Below are 5,410 nucleotides of genomic sequence, written 5' to 3' on the forward strand. Positions count from 1 at the left end.
AAATGGTGACGCACAAAGCTTATAATTTTCGCATTTATCCTAGTAAAGAACAAACAACGTTAATTGCTAAATCCATCGGATGTTCACGTTTTGTGTTTAATCATTTCCTCTCCAAGTGGAACAATGCTTACAAACGTTCTGGTAAAGGATTGTCTTATGCAAAATGCAATAAACAACTGACACAAATCAAACAAGATTTCCAATGGTTAAAAGAAGTTGATAGTACAGCTCTGCAAAATTCGCTGAGGGATCTTGCAGATTCTTTCGATCGCTTTTTTAAGAAACTTAACAATAGACCAAAATTCAAGTCTAAAAAGAATAGAAAGCAATCTTATACCGCTCAATACAACAAAGACAATATCAGAATCGACGGTAATAAAGTGAAGCTACCAAAGGTAGGCTGGGTGTTGTGTGCTAAGAGTCGTGAAGTAGAAGGGCGTATTTTAAGCGCAACTGTTAGGCGGAATCCTTCAGGTAAACATTTTGTTTCTATTCTTGTTGATACAAAAGTCGAGAGACTTCCTAAAACCAACTCCTCTGTAGGCATTGATCTCGGATTGAAAGACTTCGCTGTTCTCTCGAATGGCACCACCTATGAAAACCCACGATACCTACGTAAGACCGAAAAGAAACTAGCAAAAGCTCAACGTATCCTTTCCCGAAGGGTAAGGGGATCTTCGAATTGGCATAAGCAACGTATTAAAGTAGCTAGACTCCACGAAAAGATTGCAAACTCTCGCAAAGATCATCTGCATAAGATTTCTACCGAAATCATCAAAAACCACGATGTGGTCGGGGTAGAAAATCTCCAAATTTCCAATATGCTCAAGAACCGAAAACTATCCAAATCGATTAGTGATGCGAGCTGGTCGATGTTCACGTCTATGCTCAAATACAAAGCAAAGTGGTACGGAAAACAATTAATACCCGTATCAAAAATTTTTGCGAGTTCGCAACTGTGTTCCTATTGTGGATACCAAAACGATGAGGTGAAGAATCTCGCTGTTCGAACGTGGAACTGCCCAAATTGTGGAAGCCACCACGACCGCGATCTAAATGCGAGCTTCAATATATTGAAGGAGATTCAAAGGATCCTTCCAACCGTCGGTGCGACGGGGCTAGCCTAATCATTTGAACGAACCGTTAGGTTTGTGCTCTTAGGAATCCCCCAACTTCAAGGAGCGTCAGCGAGTAAGTGGGGGTAGTTCAATTTGAGACAAGGCAAATTATAAAATATCTCATGCTTTTTTTGTTAAAATAAACGAATGGGCTAAATAATAAACAAATGATCATATAAGGAGAGTTTAACGATGAACGAAGCGGCGCGGACACTTAAGGAGAAATTAACCGGGGTTTGGAAACTCGTTAATTATCAGGTGACAGATTCGAGGGGCGTATCCAATCACCCAATGGGTAAAGATGCCTCGGGAATCGCTATTTACCACGAAGATGGATATATGTCTGTTCAAATTATGAGTTCACGACGGCTTGCCTATGCAGCAGGCGGCATCCATACGGGTCCGACCAAGGCGGTCGCAGCAGCTGCCAAAGGGTATCTTGCCTACTCTGGGACATACGAAATAGATTCAGGGAAAAGCATGGTTGAGCACTATATGACGGTAAGTTTGAATCCGAACTGGGAAGGCGATAAGCAGCCGCGTTACGTTCAATTTGAAGGAGACCGATTGATTATTAACAGCCAGCCGGTTTTTATTCAGGGGCAGGAAAAGAATACACAATTAATCTGGGAAAGAGCAGACTCATCCTCAAAAAATGAAGGTTGATCATTCAGAAAAGCTCCTTTTTCTATAAGACTCAGTTTCGATATATTGTTTGATGAGGAAGTTCCTCCAGGGGACGATTTTCGCTCTCCGGCCCTGCACGACGCAGGGTCGTTCGACGTTCTTACATGACGTGACATTCTTAGTCGAACCTCTTCTGTGGTGAGTTTCCTCGGGCTTTAAAATTGCTGCAGAATCTCACCGATCATGTTCATCCCAAAGGAGTCTCCCCGTTTTCCCAACCCCTATACGTTAAGAAGAGGCTAGATATGATATACATTGTGTAGAGATTTCGAACGTGGAAAGCTTGATTAACAGCTATATTTTGCGATGATCCGTATGATCATAGCTTCCGTTTTCCTAAAATGATTTCGAGCCTTTTATTTCGCGGGGGTCGTGGGGGAAAGGGGAGACTCCCGTGGGAGAAGGAAGCAGGCGAGATCCCACAGGGCGCAAAGCCCGAGGAAGCTTGCCGGTTCCCCCACAGGAAAGCGAGTCTTTCCCCAACGACCCTAAGTATCCACAAACATCTCGAAAGCGAGTCTTCCACTGTCCGAGCCTATTGTGGAAGAATTCTTTTATAAATATCTTGAAGATAACCATAATGAAAGGCGCTATTCTATTTAGGAATAGGCGCCTTTCTTTTTTAATCAGGATTTAAACTGCCAGGCAGGGAGCGTTTGTTTTAGCGGTTTATCCTTCCGATAACCAAGGACGTATTCAGCCTGCATGATGGTGTGAATTTCCCTTGTACCCTCATAAATGACCGGAGCCTTAGAGTTACGTAAATAGCGTTCAACCGGATATTCATTGGAGTAACCATAAGCTCCATGAATTTGAACAGCATCATCCGCAGCCTGATTCGCAAAATTGCAGGCCTGCCATTTAGCAAGCGACGTTTCCCGCGTATTCCGAACACCTTGATTCTTCATCTCCCCGGCCCGATAGACGAGGAGGCGGCTCATTTGAAGACCAGCTTCCATATTCGCAATCATTTGCTGGACCAGCTGATGCCTTCCGATTTCCTTTCCGAACGTATGACGATCATGGCAGTAATCAACACTTGCCTCGAGACAAGCCATGATTTGACCGCAAGCCCCGGCCGCCACCGTAAAACGTCCATTATCCAATGCAGCCATAGCAATCTTAAACCCGTCGCCCTCAGCGCCGACTAAGTTTTCTTTAGGTACTCTGACTTGATCGAAAAATAATTCTCCTGTATTTCCGGCGCGTATGCCTAATTTTCCTTTGATACCTTTTGAAGAGAACCCTGTCATGGTTCGTTCCACGATAAAGGCTGAAATGCCGTGATGTTTTTTACTTTTGTCGGTATAGGCGAAAACGAGAAAATAATCGGCCGAATCACAAAGGGAGATCCACGTCTTCTGTCCGGTAAGCACATATGCGTCGCCATCCCGCCTCGCGGTTGTTTGGAGTGCGGCGACATCAGAGCCAGCCCCGGGTTCTGTAAGTCCAAACCCGCCTATTTTTTCACCCTTTGCCTGCGGAACTAAGTACCGCTGTTTTTGTTCATCAGTTCCCCATTGCAAGAGCGTCATACTGTTAAGACCAGTATGGACAGACACAGCGGTTCGGAAGGCCGTATCTCCACGCTCTAATTCTTCACATACGATAGCAAGGGAATTGTAGTCCATGCCGCTTCCACCATATTTTTCTGGAATACAGACGCCCATAAGACCTAGGTCAGCCAGCTTTTTTAACAAGTTTGGATCAAATTTTCCATTCGCATCCCACTCTCCGATATACGGCATGATTTCCTTATCCACAAATCCGCGCACTGTCCTGCGGAGCATGACCTGCTCTTCACTGAAATCAAAATCCATAAGATCTCTCCTTAAATAACACTCATTTTTCGCAGTTCTTCAATTTCCATCTTCTTATACCCCAGGGATTTAAGAATTTCTTCCGTATGTTCTCCGGGTTCAGGTGGGTGGCGCTTTAGTTTTACCTTGGATCGGGACAGTTTCAACGGACTTCCGATCATTTTTATGGGGCCTGCTTTCGGATGCTCGGCTTTTAGAAACATCTCTCTTTCTTTAAGCTGTGGGTCGAGAAATAAGTCATCCAGCGTATGGATAGGGCCGAATGGGATATTGGCTCCCTGACATTTTTCCTTCCAATAATCTGTAGGTTTCTCAAGGAATCCTTCTTGTAAGAGCGGAATTAACTCCTGTCGATGGGAGACTCGATCTGGATTCGTGCGAAAGCGAATATCTGCAGCCAGCTCGGGTTTTTGGATGATCTGACAGAGAGAAGCAAATTGAATGTCATTTCCAACTGCTATAACCATGTCACCATCTTTAGTTCGAAAAGTTTGGTAAGGGACAATGTTGGCATGGTGATTTCCGAGGCGCCCAGGAATTTCACCCGACATTAAATAATTGCTTCCTATATTAACTAGTGAGCTGACAGCCGCATCGTATAATGATAAATCAATTTGCTGGCCATACCCTGAATAAGACCGCTCGAGTAAAGCAGCCTGAATGCCGATACAGGCATACAACCCCGTTAAGATGTCCGTGATCGCAACACCCGTTTTCTGAGGACCGGATTCTTCGTTTCCTGTAATGCTCATCAGTCCGCTCATGGCTTGAATGATGAAATCGTACCCTGGAAGGTGTTTATATGGACCAGTTTCACCAAAACCAGTGATCGAACAGTATACAATTCCTTCATTAACTTTTTTTAGCTGATCATAACCCAACCCAAGGCGCTCCATGGTTCCAGTTTTAAAATTATGAAGGATAACATCACTTTCAGATACTAGCTGACGAATGATATTCGTTCCTTTCTCGGCCTTTAAATTGATGGTGAGACTCTTTTTATTACGATTAGCACATGCATAATAAGCACTGACTCCTTCTTGGAACGGCGGCCCCCACTTCCGGGTATCATCACTTCCTCCAGGAGCCTCCACTTTAATAACGTCTGCCCCTAAATCTCCAAGAATCATCGAACAATAAGGACCAGCAAGCACCCGGGTCAAATCAAGTACACGAATTCCTTCAAGAGCCCCAGCCAAATGAATCACTTCCTTTCTAACAAGTAAAAAGCCAGAAGAACCCATACGAAGTATGAATCCAACTGGCTTGGGAACGATGGTCTAGAACGTAATAGGGTCTGTCCTAAAAGGGTTACACTTCATCTTATTCCAAGGGTTCGGTGGATATGAATACTCCATTCATTTTTATTCAATGAATAAATGCCTATCATGAAATAATCTCTATCGTAATAGGATAGTGCAGTGGGACAATTCTGAGAAAAGCAGGACAGGTCTCAGAAACGGCCCATTCATAAACATCTTAGAAATCAAGATTACTCGATTTGTGACTTGGGGGTTTTACAATGGAATTTGGTTCAAGACAGGTGAAAAGTCTGCCTCCTTATTTATTTTCTATCTTTCATGAGAAAAAGAAGAAATTAAAACAGCAGGGGATAGACGTTATTGATTTAGGAATAGGAGCTCCGGATTTGCCTGCTCCGTCCTTTATTATCGATCGTTTAACTGTAGAAGCGGCCAATCCTGACAACCATAAATATGCCCCTTACGGCGGATGCGAGGAATTTAAGCAGGCAGTCGCTTCCTTTTACAAGAAGCATTATGATGT

General features: G+C 43.8%; 5 protein-coding genes. 3 read left to right on the forward strand and 2 right to left on the reverse strand.

Annotated elements, in window-relative coordinates:
• Positions 1-2: 2 nt before the first annotated feature.
• Positions 3-1,127, forward strand: coding sequence for an IS200/IS605 family element RNA-guided endonuclease TnpB (gene tnpB, locus WAM07_RS06715; protein WP_422165764.1), 1,125 nt, complete (start codon positions 3-5; stop codon positions 1,125-1,127).
• Between the two features lie 183 nt (positions 1,128-1,310).
• The gene (locus WAM07_RS06720; protein WP_422165765.1) at positions 1,311-1,784 is read left to right on the forward strand and encodes a lipocalin-like domain-containing protein; all 474 of its coding nucleotides are present in this window, start codon (positions 1,311-1,313) and stop codon (positions 1,782-1,784) included.
• A gap of 647 nt (positions 1,785-2,431) precedes the next feature.
• Here the strand turns inward: WAM07_RS06720 and WAM07_RS06725 are convergent.
• On the reverse strand, positions 2,432-3,625 hold the full coding sequence (locus tag WAM07_RS06725) for an acyl-CoA dehydrogenase family protein (RefSeq protein ID WP_422165766.1): 1,194 nt from the start codon (positions 3,623-3,625) through the stop codon (positions 2,432-2,434).
• A gap of 11 nt (positions 3,626-3,636) precedes the next feature.
• Positions 3,637-4,824 carry a CaiB/BaiF CoA transferase family protein gene (locus tag WAM07_RS06730; protein WP_422165767.1) on the reverse strand — a complete coding sequence of 396 codons (1,188 nt, stop codon included), beginning with the start codon at positions 4,822-4,824 and terminating at the stop codon, positions 3,637-3,639.
• 323 nt (positions 4,825-5,147) lie between these two features.
• Here WAM07_RS06730 and WAM07_RS06735 point away from each other — a divergent pair.
• Positions 5,148-5,410 (forward strand): aminotransferase class I/II-fold pyridoxal phosphate-dependent enzyme (locus WAM07_RS06735; protein WP_422165768.1); only part of this gene is annotated, 263 nt, incomplete at its 3' end.

It is taken from the genome of Halobacillus sp., from assembly GCF_049282395.1.
Lineage (GTDB): Bacteria > Bacillota > Bacilli > Bacillales > Halobacillaceae > Halobacillus.